Origin of the sequence: Paraburkholderia caribensis (assembly GCF_002902945.1) — a bacterium.
Lineage (GTDB): Bacteria > Pseudomonadota > Gammaproteobacteria > Burkholderiales > Burkholderiaceae > Paraburkholderia > Paraburkholderia caribensis.
Genome location: NZ_CP026101.1, coordinates 2,539,079 through 2,559,408 on the forward strand (window position 1 = coordinate 2,539,079; position 20,330 = coordinate 2,559,408).

A 20,330-nucleotide genomic window follows, 5' to 3' on the forward strand; every position below is an offset into this window, starting at 1 on the left:
CCCTGCGCATGACAATATGGATTCACCGCGCGCACGATTGTCGCGCTATAGGAAGCTGTACCAGCTGGCACGTGGATACCCCATCATTCTGAGTTGTGGTCGCGGCGTAAAAACGACGCCAACGCCTTCGATCGCATGCAACACACCACCGCCATCGAGATCCAAATACACGCCGACATGCGGCCTGTCGCCACCTCGCAGCAACACACCGCATCCGTGCACTGGCTGGTCGACAACTCGCCATGCGCCGGCTTCCATCTGCGCGTGGTACAGATCACGCCTCTCGTCCGGAACATCGGGCAGGTCCGGCAACACGATGCCAAAATGATGCCGCTGCACCCACGCCAGCAGTCCCCAGCAGTCGAATGATTCAGGCCCACGTGCGCCGCTTGTCCAGGGCCGATTGATGTACTGGTTCGCGTCGTCTGCCGTCATCGCACGAGCCCCGGAAAAACGTTCGGGCTGTAGACCTTCGACGGGAACGGACTGTTATTGATATCCGTGAGGGTCGCCGTGGCCGTCACGCGCGTCAAAGTTGCTTTGGCGCTCGCGATATACAGCGTCAGCGGCTCACCGTCCTGCGGACCAGCGCCGGAATTGGATGCGAGGAAGCGCCGATGCGTGCATTCGATTTCCTCTGTTTGCGTCACCGCACTCTCGAGATGTCCAATGATCTCCGCGCTCGCACCATCAATGACAATATCGATCTGCGGCGCCTGCCCCTCTTCCATCGATGGCAGACTGAACTGGAACGCCACCGCAAGGAAGGTCACGTTTTTGCCGGCATCGAGCGGTGCATCGAACTCCAGCCGCGCCGTCAGATCGATATAGTCTGCAACGACACGGATGGGTGCCGGATTACCGCTCCCGTCGATAAACGATGAATGCCGCAGTTCGAGCGTATCGAGCACGACTTCGCCCTGCGGATTGCTGGCATACACCTCCGCCAGCGCCTCAGTAATGGTCGCCATCAATCCCACCTCTTTGGTCCAGGCAAGCTCTCGTGAATCAGCCGGTGTAGCGAATCGCCCATTGCGGCGATGTCCGCAGCCACATACGTTAGCAGCACGTCGTACTCGTCGCGCGACGGCAACGGCAGCGCCTTGACTTCCAGCGTCGCGGTCACGTCAAACCATGCCCGCGAGTCGCTGATCGCGCTTTTATATGGCGGGTCATCCATAAACCGCGCCTGCACCTGATTCACGCCCATGCCGTTGAGCAGGCCGACAGCAAACCAGTCGGTCCCCAGATTAATCTCGTAGGCAAGAAAGCCTTCGAAAAGGGCGTACTGCGAATGGGTGAATCGCCACGTCACCGATACGTGAGACGGAACGTTCGTGAAGCGACGTCGCTGCCGCGCGCGACCGTTATCCATGTCGGTGCGCGCGTAAGGCGTCACGGGCTGAACGCCATAACCGTTCGCACGCGGGTCAGGCAGCGTCGCCGGCCACGTTGGTAGCTCTGCCATCAGGGTTGCCCCAGGGTTCGGTTAAGACCGTACCGGCGTTGCATTGTGCGGGCCGTTGCGCCCCGCCCGGATGCAATACCGGACGCGATATGCTGGTCGACTTTTTCGAGAATCACATCCATGCGCAGGCCGCCATCTGGCAGGCGCGACTGCGTCACCTGCTCGACACCAGCCGGCGCGTTATGGATATGCAGATCGATGTTCGGGCCGGAGGCTGCGCCCGCGCCGGGCGAATCGTCGCCGACGTATCCGCCGCTGGCGAAGCGGTTGCGGCCGCTGACCCTGCCGTCCCCGTTCAGCTCTTCGAGGAAGGTGCGCATCCCCGGCTTCGACACGACGCTTTCCTTCACGACAAATTCGCCGTTTGAAAGCCGCGCATTGATGCTGTCGCTTGTACCCGTTCCCGGCCCCCATACCGACCCACCCGTCGCAAAGCCGAGGCCGGCACCCACGCCAAACAGCGAGCCGCTGCCCTGGATCGATGCCGGCATCGTGAAGCCGTAGGCCGCGCTGCCCGTGCCTGATGCCGAGCCAAACAGCGCACCGAAGAGACTGTTCGTAATGCTCGCGTACACCCTGTTTGCGAAGAGTTGAGCGAACGAAGAGAGCATGCTCGACACCATTGATTGCACGGCCTGCGCCGGCGTCCGCGTGCCCGACACGATGTCCGAAAACAGGCTCGAAAACGCCGTCTTGCCCGCGTCCGTGAAATCCTTCAGATAGCCCTGGCTGTCGAGCATCGACTGACGAATCCGGTCGCGCAACTGGTCGAGACTGCGCAACACGCCTTCGTCGCTGGTGGTCCACGACAGCCTGTTCACCTGGTCATAGATAGATTGCAACGACTGCACCGTCTCCGCCGAATTGGAACGCAACGCCGAGAAGGCATCAAGCAACCCGGTCAGCCCTTCCTGCTGATCCAGCGAGATACTGTTCTGGGCATCCTTCGCCCGCGCGACGATATCGTTGTACTGCGCGTTGAGAATCGTGAGCTGCCGGCTCTGGTCGAGAAACGCCGCACTGCCCAGATCCCCCGTCGTCGCCGCCTGCAACCTCGCCCCCCGGTTACGCTCGTCAAAATCGTGGGTGGCTTTCGGAACCGTGACGCCCGACTGTGCCAGCAGTGCATCGCGCGCATCCTCGATCGACTTCTGATACTTACGTTGCGCCTCCGTCTGCTGCGTCATATAGACCGCGTCCTTCGCGGCGTTGTCCTGACGCGCCTTCGCGATCTTCGTGTCGAGCTCACCGATCTCCTGGGTGATCCTGATCCGGTCCTGCAACGGCGCTTTCCAGTACGCCGCCTGCAGCGTCGACCTTTCCTGCTCATAGGCCGCGACAGTCTTCTGAGCCGCGTCATCGGCCAGTGTGATTTCCGCCGTGTAAAACGTCTGATCGGAAATCAAAGTCGCTTTGTGCAGTGCCTGCAGCTGATCATCGGCATTTTTATACGCCGACTGGATCAGTTCCAGACCGTTCTTCGTGTCCTGCAATGCGGCATCCAGCAGGCTTTTGCGGACCTTGTTCGCCTCCGTCGCCCCCGACGTATCCGTGTATTGCTTGCGCAGGTAAGCCTCGTCGGTTGCCTGCTGCTGTTTGGAGACGGCATTTCCCGGATTGGCCTGGTTGTATTCGGCGACCCTGCGCCGGTAGTCGTCGAGCGCATCGTTGACCCGGTTGATGCCCTTCTCTTCGTCGCGCAATTTTTTCAGAAAATCCGAAGCGGCGATGCCCGCCTGCTGAACCTGAGCCTGCTGCGATTTGTCGAGTGCGGCGTCCTGCTCGCGCAATGCGTCCCGATTGAGCGATTCCAGTCTTGCCTGTGCCGCCTGCAATTGCGGTTGCAGAAGGTCAGTGTTCATCGCACCAGAAGGCGCATTAAGCGCGTTCTGCAGCCGCTGCACCTCTGCCGTTGCGTTCGCAATCTGCTCGGCGGCCGTCTCCGCCCGCCCGATCGACTTCATCCATTCCCACGCGCTCTGGATTGCCGAACCGACACCGTGCCAGGCCGTCTGAAGGTAACCGAGGTTAGGCAGCGACTCCATGCGCAGGTGGTCGTCGAGTGCCTTCGCAACCACGAGCATCGCACCCTGCCTGTCACCTGCATCCTCGAGTTGACGGATGTAGTCGTAGGTCGACGTCGTGATGAAGTGCATGCTCTGATTGTGCTGCTCGGCCCACTTCGCCACGCCCTCCGGCATCCGCGCGTAATCCTTCGCGATGTCTTCGAGCTTCTCGCCGGTCAGGTCGTGCATGCGCACGACATCCTCACCGAGCACCTGCAGCGACTGTCCGGTGATCTGCCCCGACGATACAAGCGCCTGCAGCCCTTCACGTGCAGTCCCGAGACTGTTGCCCGTGCTTGCCGCGATCGCCTGGGTCAACGCAGCGAAGCTGCTCGCCGTCTGGCCAGCATAATTACCGGTTGTTTGCAGCGACTTCGTCAGCGTATCGGCTTCCTCGTGCCCCTTGTAGGCAGCAACCGCGAACAGGCCGAGACCGGCTACTACCGCCGAGATGGCCGCACCGACTGGCGAAAGCGCGAAGGCGAAGAAATCAACCTGCTCGGCGTAGACCATCAGCGAACCGCCGAAATTCTTGATGTTGCCTGTGGCAAGTTCGTGCGCCATGACAAGCAGTTCCCGACGCGCGCTCGCGGTGTGCGTGCCGATCTTGTCCATGCCTGCCGCGCCGTCGTCGCCCGCCTTGCCGACCGCTGAGCCGACGCCCTGGGCGTCTGATCGGAGACTGCGCGCAGCCGCCTGATAGGACGACGGGTCGGCGGTGATCTGTACAACGAGCTGCCCCAACGATCTAGACGTTCCGGCCATAGCGAACCCGCAATAAAAAAGCCCCGCGTGAGCGGGGCACTATCAAGCGGACTACGTCGGGAACAGCGCGTCGAGCGCTGCCTCCTCCATGATCCGCACTTTCTCGAAGATCGCGGCACGGCGTTTCGGCTTCACACCGGTCAGTTTCATGACCGGCTCGATAGCGCTGTAATCGAGGCCCGTCTGAATGAGTCTCGCGCTGCCCCATGTGGAGACAGCGACTGTGCGCCATTGCGTGGTCAGCGCGAGAAACACCTGAACGGTAGGCCAGTTCTCGGGATAGACCCCGAATTCGGGCTCGCTCTGCTGCGTGCGTGCCTGCGCGACATCCTCCGCACGCGCACCGAACGCGGCCAGTGCATCAGCAACACCGGCATCGATCGGATTCTCGTCGACATCGACGCCTGCCCATAGCCGTGCCGCGTCGATCAGTTTTTTCGCGTGGCTCCCGATGTACCTTGCAGGAAGGTGTCCCACAGTGCGACGACAGCGTGCGGGATCTGCAGCAGTGCATCGCGGTATTCGGCAGAGAACGGCAGCTCGCCACCGTCATCACCCTTGAGGCCAGACCAGCCGACCAGCACGTCGGCCAAGGCAACATAGACGGGCTGATTCGCCTTCATCAGCGTCTCTGCCTCGTCGCGTTTCAGGCGCTTGAACTCGGCGGTGAATTCACTTGCCTCCACTGCGCCATCGTCGGTGTTGCCAGGCTCGACGACCATAACCTTCGCCTTGAAGGTCGGATTTTTTGCCAGAACGTAGGGCATGCTGTGATCCTCAAATGACGACGGGCCGCCATCAGCGACCCGTTCCGGTTTGCAGCAAAGTTACTTGACCGTGATGACCAGCTCGTCGTTGCCGGTGAGCGGCGTGACCGTGAGCGTCGCATCGAGCATGACCTTGTTGTCCTGATCCGTGTATGACGGATCGGTCAGTTGCACCTGTGGCGCGTCGAATTGCACGATATTGCCAGCGCCGACACCGTGCGTAATCGTCAGCGTGCCGAGGAGCGCATCCTTCGTCGCCGTCCACCAGTCCTTGTCGGCCACCGACCCGAGTTGCATGGTGATCTTGCCCGTCGGCTTGCGATCCGTGACTTCCGCGCGCTCGTAGCCGATCAGTTGCGCCCAGTTGAGCGTATTGGCAACGTCGAGCGACAGAGCCTGCAGCGGCCCCGTAAAACCGTGCATCGACCACGTCGTGAACTGGGTGCTCGCGATCTTCGGCTGCAGGAACTTCGAGAAGTCCGTGCCGGCGGGAACCGGCGAATCCGTCACGGGGTTATAGACACCCATGAAATGGAACTTGAGCTTGGGAACCTGCTTGACCGTGAAGTCGACGGACACTGTGCCGTATGCATCGGTCAGCTTGTGCAGCAGTCCATCGAGGTAGTAATAGATGGTGAGCGGCGTCTGCGGCTGATCGCTGACCGGCGCATAGACCACACTCGTATCCTCGGTCACGGTTTCCGAGAAATAACACGGCACCAGCAGCCGGCCCCACGCGGGTGGCGTCCCGGCCGCACCCGATGCGGCAATCTCGATCTCGAAATCGAGCTCGGCATGACAGCCCGCCGGAAGTTGCTGATCGTTTCCAAAGTATGGCCGGATCGTATCGCGCGACACGTAATCGGCGGCGACCGGCTTCGCGGAGATATTGCTGACGAGCATCGCATCGGCCGCACTCGTCGGCACGGCGGCCGTGCCAATGGCGATCTGCAGCGCCGCCAGCACGACCGACTTCTTCATGGACTTTGCACCCATGTCTGCTCCTTGGCAAAAGGGCGCGAAACACCCTGCATGACGCACGGCGTACGCGTTGGATTTCGTTGGATTTACAGCAGGCTGTTGGGAGGCGTCTGATACTGGATGGTGTAGCGCATGGTCACGATGCCCACGCCGCCATCAATATCGGCGGTTTCCGGCTCGTCGGTTGTCACTTCTTCTACGCCGACAATTTCCGGGCCGTCGAACGCCATCACGATCGGATGCGAACGCTCGAAGATCACGTCCGCCGCCCGGTCAGGCGCCGGATCGCGGACGACCGCCGAGACGAGAAGATCGCACTGACGCGTTGTGCGCCCGATCGTCGACGCTAGGACGATATCGCGGCCCCTGCTCACGACGACGACCTTCGGCTCTTCGCGGTCCACCGCCTCATAGATCGACCGCTCGACCACGACGCCGCTCGACTGCAACTGCGCGTCAGATTTCAGCGCATCCATGATCGAAGACACGAAGGTTTCACGTATCGTCGTCATACAGCCTTCTCCAGATCGGCGACGCTGAAGTAACCGTCATCTTTCCTGCGGGGTGGATGCCGGACCCTGTAGCGTGTGCCATCAATTTCCAGCATGGAACCGCGAGCAAGCTCGGGCATATCGGCCGTCTGATACTCGACCCGATAGTCCGCAGTCGTCACCCGCCCGCCGAGGTCCAGCATGTCGGGCGTTTCGAAGCCGACCTGCACAGGTCGAACCGAGCCATCGCCCAGCTCGACCTGCGCATTTTTCAGCATCCCTGCCGCCGCGAATGCCGGCCAGAACACGCGGAGGTCAAGCAAGGTCAGACGGCGAGCAGAGCAGCACTCGCGCCGTAAGATCGTTTGCGGCCTTCGGTGCGGCATAGACGCCAGCCTTCGCGTTCGCCCCGACGGTCGATGTCACGACAGCATTCGCCGGGTCCCAGTATGCGAAGTCGCCAACGGCCCCCACCGAGGGACCATCCGCCTGCAGCTCGAACACACCATCGAGACGATATTCGCCGGGCATATTCGCCGCGAAATCGGCCGTCGCAACGGCGGGCAGCTTTGCATTGCCCAGTTGCACGAACTGGCCCGAAACAACAGCAGCGGCAAGCGTCACCGTCAGCGTCTTGCCGCTCTGGATAAAGTTCTTCATGAGAATTTTCCTGTGCTGAATTGTTGAATGAGAAACGGACGCGACGATCGCCCCCGCCTTACCTCACCGCCGTCTACTGACCCGGGTTCTGGTACAGGCCGCGATAGTCGGTCGCCTTCGCCGCGAAATCGAGTCGCGCCTTGACCTTCAGGCCGTCGACATCGAAGTCAAGCGACTGCTCGGTGTAAAGCCCCTGCTCGCCTTCGAGGTAGCAGTACTCGACCGTATCAACCATCGCCGGATCAGCAGCCAGGTACCACGACTTCGTGCTCTTCGCATCGAGGCGCGGCTCGACGACCGGGGTCAGTGTCCCGATGAAAGGGTTCTGCTGCGTGGCCTGCGTCGGCGTGTACTGGTTGCTCGTGTACTGATACGCGACCGTCTCCAGCGCTGCCGGCACCAGCAGGAACGTCGGTGTCAGGTTCAGCGGCGTGCCATCGCCCGGCGCGGCTTGCACGCGCATTGCCGCACGTGCCGTCGATAGCGTGTCGACGCCGATTGCACCGCCGGCGGCGGCGAGGTTCTTATGCGCCGCATGGAACAGTGCCTTGCCGTCGCCCATAACGGGGTTACCCGTGAGCGCGGCATACACGAGATCCGATTCCAGATTGGCGGCAGCACGACCGAAGAACAGCGGAACGCGCTCCAGCGCCGACAGGTCGTCGTTGATGATCATCTGGCGGGTAAAGGCGACAATCTTGCCGTACGTGCCGAGCTGGATCGTCTCGCCCGAGTCGACCAGCTGGCCGTATTTGTATTCACCGGACTCGTTGACCTTTTCCAGTTTGATCGCGCCGTCGACCATCACGCGCGTCGCCGCGCGAAAGTCCGTCAGCACGCCCTGCCGTGCCCACGACTGGAAGCTGCGGGGCGCTGCCGTGTAGGCGTCACGCAGCGTGCGATTGATCACGTTGCCGAATACCACGGGCAGATCCGACGTCGAGCTGAAGCCGCCACGCTGCTGCATACCCAGTGCGATACCAGCCAGCTCGCGCACATCGAGACCACGCACATCGACACCTACCGCTTCGAGGCCGACCCGGCAGAACTCTCGCAGGTTCAGTCCGCGATACTGTCGAGCGGCATCGTCGAGCTCGTGGCGCGGGTTGATACGATGCAACAGTGCGTCCGTCATCGCGGCACGACGCGTCTGCGCCTCGTCACGCACCGTCTGAATGTCCGCCGCCCCGCGCTGCGAATTCGCGTTCGAACGCTCCGCCTGCAAGCGCAGGATTTCAATACGGGCGGCGTCAGCCGTCACGCCGCGCTCGATGAAGCCGTCAATCAGTTGCTGCTGGTTTTCCAGCACGCTCGCACGGACTGCAGTGCGAATGTCGATCACACGCTGACGCTCCGACGCAACGGCTTCGGCACGAGCGGCGTCGGTTGCTTCGGTCGACGCTGCAGGCGACTGTGTCGCCGGCGGATTTTGAACAGGCGTGGTGCGGGTGGCGGACGTCGGTTGGTTGTTTTCATCGTCGGGCATTACGGCTCCTTGGTCAGTGTGCGCGGCGCGTGCGCCGTCAGAAGAACCCCCTGCACTGCGATCAGTGAAGGTGCAGGGGAAGAAACGTTGCTGCTGCGCCGCGACGGCTTGGCCGCCCTCGCCTCGCACAGTTGCGTTCGGGTCAGCGGGAATCGACACAAGCGAAATCTCGTACGGCTCCCAGTCGGTCGCGCGGTAGATCCACGTGTCGTTACCCTCCTGACCCGGCGGAATCATGTCGATCGCGTACACGCGGTAGCCGAACGAGATGTTCCGCAGGATCCTGTCGACGACGTCCTGAAAGTACGGCTGCACGTCGTCGCGCGCGGAAAACCGGCACATCGCGTCGCCCGTACCCGTCGCGGCGTCGAGCGTCGCGCTGTCCACAACACCGAGAACGGAATCAATGCCGTCCCACGTGTCGTGATCCCGCAGAAAAGGCGCTGCACCCGATTGCAACCGTCCCATCCGTACAGCAGACGGGTCCGGGCTTAACTCCTCGAGGTAGCTGCGTTCGCGCCACCAGTCGTAACGCTGCACCTGCGCGCCGGTCGTCCATGTCACGGCGATGGAACGGCTCTCCGCGTTGACCGACGAAACAGGTTGCAGACGCGTAAGTAGCGGCATCGAATCGGCGGTCGCCCCGGCGCCGCCGCGATGCCCCTGTGCTGGAACGGGCATGATTCACTCCAAATGGAAACGCCCGCGTGAAGCGGGCGTTATATGGTCAAAGTCACTTTGGCGGGCTATCGTTCTGCCGACATCACCAGCACCTCGAGGCGGCGAAGGCGGGCCATGACCCGCTCGAACATACGGCCAGCATCGGGAGTGCCGGCGGGCTCTGGCTCCGACGTATTGAGCGGATCGGCATTGATTTCTGCATCGGTTTCTTCCGGATCGTCGCCCAGATCGCGAATGATCTGATGCCGACTCTTCAGCCGCGCCTCGATCAATGCGATCATGCCGTTCGCTTCCCGCAGTGGGTCGATCATCTCGATCCGGTTCGGCGACCAGGTCACGTCATAGTCGGGCGACGATGTCACTCCGGCGAGATATGCTGTTGCAGCGAACTGCCCCGCGACTGCTTCGCAGAACATCGGAATGAAGATCAACCACAGTTCCTGCAGGAGCATCCGGTTGAACTCCATCTTGCCCATGCGTCCGCTGGTGAAATTGACCTGTGAGTAGTCGCCCGTGAGCTGTTCGTACGTCGTGTCGGTCCCTGCCGCGATCGCGCGCAAATCGATCCGCACGCCAGCCTCATAGCCATCGTTCGTCTGCGGCGCCGCAAACTGCACCTCCTCATCGTTTCGCAGATACTCGATCATGCCCGGTGAAAGAGATTCGACCCGACGGCCATCGCCGGGACTGGCCACACCCGGCATACCCGCGCGGAACTGCTCGTCGTTCGATTTGACGAACACCGCGAAGCACGCCTCGATCTTTTTCCGGATGCGCTCTGCGTCCTGATATTCGTCGAGATCGCGCGCAGCCCATATGGCAGACGCTAACCACGGGAAACCACGTACGGAGTTCGGCCTGTCGATCGCATCGAAGATATGCAGCACCTCGCTCGCCGGTACAAACCGACTCATCATGTTCCTGGGCACCTGAGCGACTTCGCCGGGATGCTGATCGAACAACCAGTATCCAGTGCGCTGCCCGATCAGATTGAACTGCACGCCGGCCAGAACGAACCCACCGTCGACCTCCCCGACCTTCAGCGAGTCGAGATAATCGATTTCGAGGATCTGGATTTGCAGCGGCACCTCGTAACCATCGCCCGGTCGCCGACGGCGATAGCGGACCAGCACTTCGCCCGACAGTTTCATCGCACGGTATGCCTTGGCTTGCAGGCCGAAGAAGTCGAGCAGGCCGTCCGCGTCGCAGTACTTCACCCAGCGCTTGAACACTTTCTGCTGACGCTTCGATGCGAACTTCGCCTGAATGCCAGTGCCGATCGCATTCGCGACCATGACACGCAGCGCACGCCGCAGATGCGAGTTGTTGACGACAAGGTCACGGGCGCGATTGCGCAGGGTCGCAAGCGACGGCATCAGATTTGCCAGCGAACTGGCCCCTGACGTCGGCCACCCGGCCGCTCGGGGGCCGCGCTTCGCGCCATCGAATCCACGCACCGCCGCCAGCGCCATGCGTGCCCGCATGCGCGCGGCGCCATGCCGAGGCGCGATCCATTCGATTGCATGATCGAGAATGTTTGCTTTCATATCAGTACGGCCTATAGGTGCCAATGCTCGACCGCGAACCACCAAGACCTGACCGGTTTTCGAGATCGGACTTGATCAGATTGCGCACGCGCATCAGATCCGCTGTTGACTGATACGTGATCCGCTTGCCGTTGTACTCGACCGTCAACGTACCAGACGAGATCGCCGCCTCGATCGCGTCAAGGTTCTGCTGCGTGAATGCCATATCTATCGCCTCAACCAGTTATCGCGCCGTGGAATCCACCCACCCGGCGACGCCACCGGCTCAGAAACAGCAGGCGCCGGCGCGACGGGCGGTGGATCTTCGGCAGGCTTGTTCGCCAGTCCAATCAACACGTCATGCTTTGGATGATCCGGCCCGAGACGCTCTGCGACGTCGCGCAGAATCCCCTTCGCCAGATCGCTACGGGCCGCGCCACCCGGTTGCGCTGCGTCGGCAGACTCAACCGGGACAGCAGCGAAGAGGTCCCGCACGCGTGGCTCAATGACCGCCTCCAACGCTGCCCAGTCCGCATCGGAATACGTGTTGAGGCGCAGGCGCGGGTGGTAGGCACATGCGAAGTTATAGACCTTCAGGTCAAGCGCTTCGTTACGCTTGCGCAGGCGGTCCCAGCGATCTTTTGACGGGTTGTACGCTTCCGCCGTGAGCTGCTCGAAGTACTCGTCGTCGAGATCCACGGAAAAATGAATCCGGCGGTCGACAATGTCGCGCTCATCGTCGGCAACGAGCGCGCCGAAAATCCGGCTCTTGGCCGTATCTGTACCGACCGGCCACAGCTTCACACCGTTTTTGTATGTCTTGCCCTTGACCGTTACGTCCTGATCAGTCGGGCGCCCGATGATCGGCTTATGTCTGTCCTTCGCGCCCTTCAATGCAAACACGCCGCGATGTCGACGCAGCCGGCAATAGTCGTACACGTCCTGCGTACGGCTACCACCCGAGTCCACGCCGCATAATTCAATTCGCATCGACACGCCGAAAGCGTTCGTGATCGGTGTATCGAGCAGCTTGTCGAGCTTCTCCCACACATCGGGCAAAGCCGGATCACCACGCAGCACAACGTGATCAATCGTCCAGTTGCGAAGGCCACGCCCCCAGCCCGAGATCTCGACTTCCAGGCGATCATTCTGAGTGTCGACCGCGCACGTCAGGATCAAACAGCCGAGCGGGATGGTGCGCAGTTTGTAGGACTCTGCGCGGCGCTTAATGGTCTCCCACTTCATCTCCGCGCTCTTGTCTTCCCAGCATTCCGCAAGCGCGTTGTTCACGAACGCGATCATCTTTTCCGTATCGCCCTGCGCGGCCTCGAAATCATCCATCAGCTCGGACCATGGACGCCACCCGAGTGGCGCATACAACGCGCTCAAGTGGAAGCTCGCCGTTTTCCCGTCGCCGGCTGCCGTCGGCATCCAGTACGCGCCCTCAAAGCCGCGCGTCTTCCACACGCTTTCTGGATTGCCTGCGCCGCATCCTGTCTGGCAGTAGTACAGCACGACGCCAGGATCCGCTGGCGAGCGACGCATGCCTTTGTGCCAGTCGAAAAACTGCGGAGAACGGCAATCCGGACACAACACGAAATAACGTCGCTGATCACCGCGTTGATAGAGCTTGTCGATCTGGGAACGGCGCTTGATCGTCGGCGTGCTGTTCGCAAAGATCTTCGCGCGACGGCCAAAGTTACTTGTGCGGTTCGTCGCGAGGTCGATTGGATTGCCCTGCCCGTCGACGTTGAGTTCGTACTCGTCGATCTCTTCCAGCAACGCATAGCGAACCGTAGTTGATTTCAGCCGGCCAGCACGCGTCGCACTGATCAGATTCATGAAGCCGCCCGGAAACTTCTTCCGCAGCTTCGTGTTTTCGCTGCCCTTTTTATTGCTATCCCGAACACGCCGACGCAACGCCTTCGTCGAATGGCGCATCGGCTCGAAGCGGTCCAGCTCCCACTTCTCCGCGTCATCGAGTGTTGCGAATACGGCGAGGATGTTGCCCGCCGCCGTCGTAATCGCACGCCCGATGAAGTTTTCCCCCAGTGCAGAGCCACCAAGCTGGTGTCCCTTCATCAGGCCGACAGTGATGACCCGGCTGTTGTCGAATTGTCGATCGTCATCGTGGGCGTAACGCGTGACCGTGCTGGACATCCCTGACAGCGCATCCATGATGCCGACCAGATAGGGCGTGCGCTCGTTACGCCATTTGCCGGGCTCGGGGCTGCTCTCGGGAAGGACGCGATGCTGCTCTGACCACTCGGCGATTCCGATCCTCTTGTCGGGCCGTATCGCCTCCTCAATCTTCTTCAGGAATGCTTCGATCGCTCCCATCGGCATCATCCGTTTCGTTTTCGCTCAGCAACGCATTCGCGTCGACGGATGCGAGCGCTCTGCCCAGTTCCGCTTCGAGCATCGATTCGATCCGTATGGGATCCGTTTCCGCTGCGAGTGCGTCTTTCATGCGAACCGGAATGTTCAGCACGTTGTCGCGCACTGTGCGAAACGCGGTGAACGCAACTCGCTGTGCCTCCGCGAGCGACAGCGTGGTTCCGCGCTCGCGCTCAAGATCCATGCGCTCGCGCTCCAGCCGCGTCTGTTCTCTCGCTGCACGCGCAGCGCGATACGCGATCATGTGCGGGTCTTCGCTCGTGCTCGCGACAGCCGGAAGTTCGTCATCGTCGAGATCAGCCGGCGGCAAGGCGGCTGCCGACCCCGCGTTGGCTAGTGACGGGCGCGACAGGTCGGTGAACGAACGACGGGATTCGTCGGTATTGCGCCGCCATGCCGCCTCTGCAGTCGCGGCATCAATCTTGCCGTTGGCGTTCAGTGCAATGCGGCCCGCCTGGATCGCCTTCTGCACCGCCCTATGGGTCACTCCCATATGACGGGCGAATGCGCGCATGCTCATCTCGCTCATGTGGCTACCCGGAAAGACAGACTGGAAGATTCGCGGCGTCAAAGACGACTGAAGCTTCCGTGGCTACCAGAATGGCTACCGGAGCGGCTACCCGGCTACCGATGTGGCTACCCTGAAAAGTTGCTTTGACCGCACGACCAATGGGGCTCGAATTACCCTCATCGCGCAACCTCGCGGAAGGACCCAAGCCCAATCGCAGTGCAGAGCCCCCCGAGGTTCGCTCCCCGTCCGGTCCTGCCACGTTTTCGACGGCACGAGCCGTCGTTCGGCTGATTCCACACCAGCATGGTGCGAATCGGCGCTCATCATCGCGAGGTCGACATGGCCAGCGCGAACGCAGCAGCCGCATTCGCGGCGAGCTTCTCCTCGACCGTCGTGTTCACGATGTCGTCGAACGGAAAGCGCTTCGGATACCGGGGCGTGTTGACAAAGATGAACACGGGTTTCGCAGCGCCATACGCCAGATGGGCGATGCGCGGATCGCTGCCGTAGTGCTGGCGGAGATAGATGCCAGGCAACAGCTTGCCCTCGCGCCGAACCAGCACGAAGTAGCTGTAACCTCGCGCCCCCTTGATGCCACGCGCCAACCGATCGCGTCGCTTCGCTGTTGTGTTCGCTCTATAGCCCTGCTCACCGAACGCCTGCAGGTACGCGAGGGTCTGTACGATCTGGCCTCGCGACACATTGCCGTACTGGTCGAGCTTCGCGGCCGATCCCGGCACGAGGTACATGTCGATGGGCAATACACCGATACGGCGCAAGCTCTGCTCCATGCGCTTCACGTTACGATTACCGCCCTCCACTTCTGGCAGTAGATACTTCGTTGCCGGCGTCCCCTTGTACGACTCGTCTTTGTATCCGACCGTCGCGATCGGACTGGACTTCGTCGCGTAGGTGATACGCAGCGAGTTCATCGTGTACGGCGTGGGCCGATCAAAGTACTGCGGCATTGCCGTGCGCAATGCGTCACGCGCATTCTTCGCCGTGTCGTTCAACGCCTTCGAGATGACGAACGGCATCTGGCGATTGATGCTCACTTCGACCGCCGCATCCAGTTGCGACCTGTCCATCGTGATTGAAAACGAGCTTCGTGCCATCGGACGTCCAATGCAAAAAGCCCCGAGGGCTTTCGCACTCGAGGCTTCGATGTTCTTTGAGTTTCGTGAAGGCGAACGCCTCCCGAACGATTCCCGACAGGCTTTTGTTGTCGTTGATCACGCCGCTCGCGCGATATTGTGCGACTGCCGGGACAGGGTTGCGCCACCTTTGCGCGGGCGCTGCGTTTATCCAGTAACACAGTAAAGGATGGCGCGAAGTATAGACACGGTCTCTCTTGGAACGCAAGCTTTTCATCGTTGCACCTGTCGACGCACGACATCTGTTGCTCGCCCGTCAATTGCATCGAGAGACGCAAGCAACCCGCGAAAATGCTGTGCCCAGTGAGCGCGATAGCTCGTGAGCGATACACCGAGCGCGAGCGCGCGCGCTGGTTCGTCGATCGCACTTCGGCCATTGCCGCCGCACGCGTCGCAGATCTGCCTACCATCACGCTTCGGCTTCTGTTCGACGCGCGTAGATCCTTCACCGTTGCATGTGTCGCAGCGCTGGGTTTCGAGAAACACCATCGGTGCGCGTCCGTTGTGCGCGAATGGTATGCGTTCTTCGCTGAGCACGTTGAATCGTGTGCCATGACACGCCGGACACGTAACCGTCACGACGAGCGGAGCACGCTGCCGCTGCACGCGACCTTTTACGCCACTACCGTTGCAGTCAGGGCAAAGATCCGCCACCCATTCGATGATGACGCGGCGAGCGAAACGCTCGACGATGTCGGCGAGTGCCCGCTCGACTTTCTTGCCGGCTCGCTTCAACCGAACTTCCTCCTGATCGAGGCCAGTGAATTTCTTTCGCGCATATTTGCCTGACCATCGGATGCGATTGGCGAGAAGCAACGTCGCCCGATGCAAGCCCGAGCGTTTCACATCCTGCCCGTATTTCATACGCCATAACAGACGCCCGAGATCGTCAGCGAACGCGAGTGCGCCTAAAGTTACTTGGGGATCGGCAATCGGATCGGAGAACTGTCCGCGAACATTCATCGCAATACCGGCTTGCTCTTTCAGGTCGATGTTCACGGCTCCTCCTCGTCGATCCGAACGTTCTTCCGTCCCAAGACCCAAACGTCCCAACGAATTCGGTTGTGTGTGCGCGGGCGCGCATCCGCGACGTGCGCACCCCCATGCGCCCACACCCGCACGTCGCGCACATACGGGCCTACGCGCACGAGGCGCATGCGTTGGGACGTTGGGACATGGGACGAGCAACGGCGCGCCGATGATTGGCATGTGGCGCGCCATTTCGTGGCGGGAAAGTGGATGCGATCAGAGAGGCGCATCGTCGTCTTCGCTGCCGCCGCTCGACGCGGCGCGGGTCGGCATCTGGACTGGCTTTTCCCGAGGCGGCACGTAATACCACTCACGGTCACCTGTCGTCTCCCGCTGTCGCGCCCAGCCAAGCCGCTTCAGTGCTTTGCCAACGCGCCGCTGTTCGGCAGGCGTCTGCTTCGTGATCTCGATCTTGAGGATGTCGTCGAGGACTTCCTCCATCGTCACGCGTGGCCTGTACTTGAGTTCGCGCGCGATCTTCACCTCGAGCACGTCGCCCTCAAAGCGCGCTTCCTGTTCCTCCTGGAAGAGCGGCTTCTCCTCATGTGTAACGCGCCACGGCGCCCAGATCTGGCCGCCTGCTTCGGCATTCTCACGCTGCCATCGGTGATACACGTGCACCGCCTCAGCCCAGATCTGATCGCGGTTTTCAGCCAGGCCGGTGATGTCGAGAACGTCGCCGCAGCGGATGGGCCAATAGCGGCGGCCGCCTGATTCATCCTTCAGGTACACATCGAAGTTGACCGTGCCGCCAAAGACACTCTGACGGGGCACGTCGACGGCACGCTTCGCATATGGCGGCCTATACGTATCCACTGCGACAGTGAAGAATCGCTTTGAGCTGGAGGAGTCGCTTTTGTTGAGTGCATCAAGCTCGGCGAGCTCGATGACCCACTTCCCAGCCATCACTGCGTAGGAATCCTTGTCGCCAATGACGATGTTGGCGTCGGTGAACCACCGTTCGCCGAACAGCGTGCGAAACGCGTTTGATTTGCCGCCATCCTGCGCGCCTTCGAGGATAAGCACGTTGTCCATCTTGCAACCGGGCTGCATGACGCGGCCGACAGCGCCGAGCAGGTACTTGAAGCCGGCGAGCCTTGCATATTCGGTATCCTCGGCATGCAGCCATCGATGTAGCCAGAAGTGCAGACGCGGCGTGCTGTCCCACGTCAGGCCGTCGAGATAGTCGCGCACCTCGTGATAGCGGTTGCGATCGGCGACAAGAAATACCGCCTGCGCGATGATGTCCGCACGCGGACTGAATCCCCATCCCTGACCCAGCCATAGCGCGAGGCGAGAATCGTCGGCATCAGTCCATTCACCGACTTCTCCGCCCTCGAAAGGCGGCGCACGGCGCTTCACGATACGAAGCGCAAACTGTTCGAATGCAAGCACGCCCGACCAGCGCTTGTCATTCGAAAGGATCAGGAAAACGTTGTCGATCGTCGGCAGGATTGCGCCGGATTTCTCCGCACGACGTAGATCGCGCATCCAGGTGTATGCGCCGTTCTCCGCCTCGATATCAGGGGGATCGTCCTCTGTCTGGCGCGCAGCGCCAGCGGACGTTGGGTGTGCTGCCAATACTTTCCTGGATCCGCTTTGAGAAGCCGGAGAGACAATCGCGGCCTGCTCCATCGCGTCAAGCAATCTTGCGGCACGGTTGTAGCCGATCCGCAGACTGCGCTGAACGGCCGATATCGACGCCCGCTTCATCTCGGAAACGAGCCTGACCGCCTTGTCATAAAGCGGGTCCTGAGCGGCGTCGACGGCCGACTCGGCAGCAGGATGTTTGATGTCAGCTGGCGTAAGGCCCGCCAGGATCGCTGCCGTAATCTGAGATTTGACGACGTGCAACCCCTCGTCGACGTGCAGGTCGTTGTAATCGGTTAGTTTCCGGTCACCGCGTGCGCTGAATCTCGGATAGATGACGCTTGCGTTGTCGATCATCGACGCCGCATCGAATGCATGCTTAAGGCCAGTATTCTCAAAGCGACGCGTTCGCTCGGGGATCACGTCGTTGCCGAACGTCAATGTAAGGGACTCGACGCCGTGGCGATCGGTGTCGCGTGTGATGCGTACGATGTACCACGTCTTGCTGGATTCGATGCGGATAGCCTCGCCGCCGATCTCGATCTCGCCGACATAGCCGAATTCTTCCGCCAGATGATCGCGCAGGCGCCGCTCGATGTGCCAGTCGTCGTCCGCACAGAACATCACGTGGATGCCCGCATACGTATCGCGCAGATAGCGGGCAGCGGCCATGATGTTGCCAGCGTCAAAGCACACCATCACAGGCACCACGCCGTCCGTCGCCATGCGGATCGAACGTGCCGTTGCATAGCCTTCCGCGACAAGCACGACCTTGCTGTCGGCGTTGATGTCGCCGAGCAGGAACAGCGCGCCCTTTTTCTCCATGCCCTTGTTGAAGCGCTTCGCGCCCGTGGACGTGATCTTCTGCAGACCGGCGAGCCGGTAACCGTCCGAATAGTTGAACATCGGCACGAGCACATCTCCGTCAGCGGCAAAACGCACGCCTTCGGCTGTGATCTGCTTGTGCGCGAGGTAGTCAGACTCGCCCACGTCGCTGCCCTCATGCCACTGCTGCCGCGCGCGGTTAGCGGCCAGCTTCGCCGCATGCTGACGCTTTCGCTCCTCTTCACGCGCGAGCGCATCCTGACGGGCCCTCGTCTCTGCGATGTCTTCCGGCGAAAGCGCTTCGCCATGCCAGGCGAACGCCTGTGCGCCATTGTCGTTACCTGACCAGCAGCCGAACGCCCCGGTGTAGCCGATCACCTTGCCGGCCTTGACGACCTCGTGGAGCGAATACCAGTGCTTCTTCTTCGGGCCGTATCGGTGCGGCTTGCCGTCCGCTACAGGATGTCCATCGGGCAGTTTTGGATGCCCGTGTGCCATCAATTGACCAACAATCCCCGCAAGGTCTGACATCTACAATCCTCCTGTATTCGCGGATCGATTGCATTCTGCAATCCTCCGTTCACGTTCACGTAGATGGGAAAATGCGCGCCAGACGGCACGACCTGCGACGTACACCTGAGAACCGGACGGCGAGCGTCCGAACGAAGGATTACTACGGCGAAGCAAGGAACTCGCACCGCGCAAAGTCACTTTGTGATCTCCTGATTACTTGCCGCGAAGGCGGCGCCATTCCGCCGCCATGAGCTGGTCGAAGCGCTCCAGATCGGCAGACGCGAGCCCGCCCTCCAGCTGGCGCCTGAAGTCATGCCGTTCGGCTTTTGTCGCAAGGGCTGCACAGATCAGCGCGGCCTGCGTAACGAACAAGGGGACAACCGCCGCGCGCAGTGCCGCCTGGCGAATCAGCGCGAGGTTGCTGGGAAATGTGTTGATGAGCGACGCCAGAAAGTGCGAGATTCGCTCCGGATCGCTGTCCGCGATCCATTGCAGCCTGGACATGCCGCACGCAAGCTGCTGATCGATGTCGCATGACAGTTCAATCCGCTCGCGCTGCGGGTTGCAGCAAGACATTCCGGGGGAAAACCTCATGCCTGGCGACGTCCGAGCCGGCTAACAGCCTGCACAGTGCGCAGGAGCCGGTCGAGCAACCGTTGATTAGCCCGAGCGGCCACGGCAATGTCGTCGGCCTCCTGCTGTGTGATGCGACCATCTTCGATCGCCTCGATCACTACGCTCGACACATCGCCCGATAGCCGTGCGGCTTCCGATGCGGCCTCCGCAACAGCTTTGACTGTATCGACCGACTCGTCGCCGGGCGTTGGACTTGCGCTCAAACCAAAGCGCTCGTTGAGCGCGCAGAGTGCGTCCAGGTATTGCGACTGACGCTTCTCTTCCATCCACTCGATCAGCAGCTCGAACATCTCCATGGAAAGGCGGTTTTCGCCTTCACCGCGCAAACGCAGGCGGAGCGATTCGGCCCCGATGCTCTTCCCACGGCGGTTGGTCAGGAATGCCGCAGCATCTGCTACGCCCCCTGGTGTGCTGCGGACTGACGTGTACAGCACGTCGAGCCATTCTGTGCCGCTGTATCTGCAGGTCATATGATCCCCGGTAGCTCTTTATGGATACGGCGTTTCATCCTGTTTACCCGGCGTCAAACGCTGCACTATTCGTACTCGACGGCACAGGGAATTCGCCGTGTTGCAGGCGGCGTTACCTGGTCTTCCAGCGCGGATCGGACGCGTCGTGCGCCTTGACGAACCCCGCACACTCAAGCGGCCTCGCCGGCTGATCGAAGAAGACGCGCGTCTTCAAAGAACCGGTCGTGTGGATGAGAGCAGGATCTAGCTGGTGGTCAGATGTAGGCGCGGTCTTGGAACGCACGGTGCCGGCGCGTGCAGGTTTGTGCATGGTC

Annotated in this window: 20 protein-coding genes; all 20 read right to left on the minus strand. The window is 61.3% G+C overall.

Annotated elements, in window-relative coordinates; all coding sequences use genetic code 11:
* Positions 1-45: 45 nt before the first annotated feature.
* Entirely contained in the window at positions 46-435 is a 390-nt protein-coding gene (locus C2L66_RS11250) for an NlpC/P60 family protein (protein WP_082670323.1), read from the minus strand.
* Positions 432-971: a DUF1833 family protein gene (locus tag C2L66_RS11255; protein ID WP_060600096.1), complete on the minus strand. Its 540-nt coding sequence runs from the start codon at positions 969-971 to the stop codon at positions 432-434. The genes C2L66_RS11250 and C2L66_RS11255 overlap by 4 nt, the downstream gene beginning before the upstream one ends.
* The gene (locus C2L66_RS11260) at positions 971-1,399 is read right to left on the minus strand and encodes a hypothetical protein (protein ID WP_148654567.1); all 429 of its coding nucleotides are present in this window, start codon (positions 1,397-1,399) and stop codon (positions 971-973) included. Before C2L66_RS11260 ends, C2L66_RS11255 begins: the two co-directional genes overlap by 1 nt.
* A gap of 68 nt (positions 1,400-1,467) precedes the next feature.
* Positions 1,468-4,278 (minus strand): phage tail length tape measure family protein, encoded by a 2,811-nt coding sequence (locus tag C2L66_RS11265; protein WP_233444908.1) that lies wholly within the window; start codon positions 4,276-4,278, stop codon positions 1,468-1,470.
* 72 nt (positions 4,279-4,350) lie between these two features.
* Positions 4,351-4,776 (minus strand): DUF1799 domain-containing protein, encoded by a 426-nt coding sequence (locus tag C2L66_RS11270; protein WP_060600092.1) that lies wholly within the window; start codon positions 4,774-4,776, stop codon positions 4,351-4,353.
* Positions 4,728-5,066 (minus strand): hypothetical protein, encoded by a 339-nt coding sequence (locus C2L66_RS11275; RefSeq protein WP_060600091.1) that lies wholly within the window; start codon positions 5,064-5,066, stop codon positions 4,728-4,730. Before C2L66_RS11275 ends, C2L66_RS11270 begins: the two co-directional genes overlap by 49 nt.
* A 60-nt stretch (positions 5,067-5,126) precedes the next feature.
* Positions 5,127-6,062: a phage tail tube protein gene (locus tag C2L66_RS11280; RefSeq protein WP_060600089.1), complete on the minus strand. Its 936-nt coding sequence runs from the start codon at positions 6,060-6,062 to the stop codon at positions 5,127-5,129.
* A 71-nt stretch (positions 6,063-6,133) separates the two neighbouring features.
* Positions 6,134-6,559 (minus strand): hypothetical protein, encoded by a 426-nt coding sequence (locus tag C2L66_RS11285; RefSeq protein WP_060600087.1) that lies wholly within the window; start codon positions 6,557-6,559, stop codon positions 6,134-6,136.
* Complete coding sequence (locus C2L66_RS11290) at positions 6,556-6,846, minus strand: head-tail joining protein (RefSeq protein ID WP_233444909.1); 291 nt, start codon at positions 6,844-6,846, stop codon at positions 6,556-6,558. Before C2L66_RS11290 ends, C2L66_RS11285 begins: the two co-directional genes overlap by 4 nt.
* A gap of 7 nt (positions 6,847-6,853) precedes the next feature.
* Complete coding sequence (locus tag C2L66_RS11295) at positions 6,854-7,198, minus strand: DUF2190 family protein (protein WP_060600083.1); 345 nt, start codon at positions 7,196-7,198, stop codon at positions 6,854-6,856.
* A 73-nt stretch (positions 7,199-7,271) separates the two neighbouring features.
* Positions 7,272-9,365 carry a prohead protease/major capsid protein fusion protein gene (locus tag C2L66_RS11300; protein WP_060600081.1) on the minus strand — a complete coding sequence of 698 codons (2,094 nt, stop codon included), beginning with the start codon at positions 9,363-9,365 and terminating at the stop codon, positions 7,272-7,274.
* A gap of 65 nt (positions 9,366-9,430) precedes the next feature.
* Positions 9,431-10,837 (minus strand): phage portal protein, encoded by a 1,407-nt coding sequence (locus C2L66_RS11305; RefSeq protein WP_233444910.1) that lies wholly within the window; start codon positions 10,835-10,837, stop codon positions 9,431-9,433.
* Between the two features lie 76 nt (positions 10,838-10,913).
* Complete coding sequence (locus tag C2L66_RS11310; protein WP_060600077.1) at positions 10,914-11,117, minus strand: phage head-tail joining protein; 204 nt, start codon at positions 11,115-11,117, stop codon at positions 10,914-10,916.
* Between the two features lie 2 nt (positions 11,118-11,119).
* The gene (locus C2L66_RS11315; RefSeq protein WP_060602542.1) at positions 11,120-13,231 is read right to left on the minus strand and encodes a phage terminase large subunit family protein; all 2,112 of its coding nucleotides are present in this window, start codon (positions 13,229-13,231) and stop codon (positions 11,120-11,122) included.
* Positions 13,197-13,802 (minus strand): hypothetical protein, encoded by a 606-nt coding sequence (locus C2L66_RS11320; protein WP_233444911.1) that lies wholly within the window; start codon positions 13,800-13,802, stop codon positions 13,197-13,199. The genes C2L66_RS11315 and C2L66_RS11320 overlap by 35 nt, the downstream gene beginning before the upstream one ends.
* Positions 13,803-14,122: 320 nt before the next feature.
* Positions 14,123-14,914 (minus strand): hypothetical protein, encoded by a 792-nt coding sequence (locus C2L66_RS11325; protein WP_063803354.1) that lies wholly within the window; start codon positions 14,912-14,914, stop codon positions 14,123-14,125.
* Between the two features lie 252 nt (positions 14,915-15,166).
* Complete coding sequence (locus tag C2L66_RS11330; RefSeq protein ID WP_322789543.1) at positions 15,167-15,952, minus strand: hypothetical protein; 786 nt, start codon at positions 15,950-15,952, stop codon at positions 15,167-15,169.
* 246 nt (positions 15,953-16,198) lie between these two features.
* A complete protein-coding gene (locus C2L66_RS11335) occupies positions 16,199-18,928 on the minus strand; it encodes a VapE domain-containing protein (protein ID WP_060600071.1) in 2,730 nt (909 codons plus the stop codon).
* Positions 18,929-19,123: 195 nt separating this feature from the next.
* On the minus strand, positions 19,124-19,486 hold the full coding sequence (locus C2L66_RS11345) for a hypothetical protein (protein ID WP_082670321.1): 363 nt from the start codon (positions 19,484-19,486) through the stop codon (positions 19,124-19,126).
* 14 nt (positions 19,487-19,500) lie between these two features.
* Entirely contained in the window at positions 19,501-20,016 is a 516-nt protein-coding gene (locus C2L66_RS11350) for a phage regulatory CII family protein (RefSeq protein WP_060600068.1), read from the minus strand.
* Positions 20,017-20,330 lie beyond the last annotated feature (314 nt).